1 protein-coding gene is annotated in these 736 nt (G+C 68.9%); it reads left to right on the top strand.

Translation table 11 applies throughout. The annotated features are described in order from the left end of the window. Positions 1-44: 44 nt before the first annotated feature. Positions 45-736 (top strand): ABC transporter transmembrane domain-containing protein (locus U9980_RS23605; RefSeq protein WP_322769948.1); only part of this gene is annotated, 692 nt, incomplete at its 3' end.

The following is a 736-nucleotide window of genomic DNA, read 5'->3' as shown; positions in this document are numbered from 1 at the left end:
GCCCCGACGGCGGTGCTCAGGTCCGCTCCGGGGAGCCGCTGGGGGTGACCCTCGGCAAGATCCGCCGCCTTGTACCGGAACTCACCGCCGGCCTGCCGGTGACCCTCGTCCTTGCGGTCATCGCCACCGTGGGACGGGTGGTGGTCCCGATCGCGGTCCAGCAGACCATCGACCACGGCCTGCTTCACGGGACACCCAACCTGTCGGTGGTCCGTTGGGCGGCGGGCGGCGCGACGGTGGCGATCGGGGTGACGGCCTTTGCGGCGTACCTGATGAGCGTGCGGCTCTACCGGACGTCGGAGTCTGCGCTGGCGACGCTGCGGATACGCGCGTTCGGGCACATCCACGATCTGTCCGCACTGACCCAGTCGGAGCAGCGGCGGGGGGCGCTCACCTCACGGGTTACCAGCGACGTCGACCAGATGTCGCAGTTCCTGCAGTTCGGCGGAATGATCCTGCTGCTGTCCTCCGGGCAGATGTTGATCGCGACCGTCCTCATGGCGGTCTACTCCTGGCCGCTGACCATCGTTGTCTACACCTGCTTCGTGCCGATGGCCCTTGTCATCAAGCGGTTCCAGTCGGTTCTCGCGCAGCGGTATCTGGCCGTTCGGGAACGGGTCGCGCAGATGCTGGGCGCGATCTCGGAGTCCGTGGTCGGCGCGGCGGTGGTGCGCGCCTACGGTGCTCAGGCGCGCACGGCGACGCGGGTCGACACCTCCGTGGACCACTACCGGTC

Origin of the sequence: Protofrankia sp. Cr1, from assembly GCF_963555865.1 — a bacterium.
Classification (GTDB): domain Bacteria; phylum Actinomycetota; class Actinomycetes; order Frankiales; family Frankiaceae; genus Protofrankia.
This window is presented reverse-complemented; position numbering and strand designations above follow the sequence as displayed.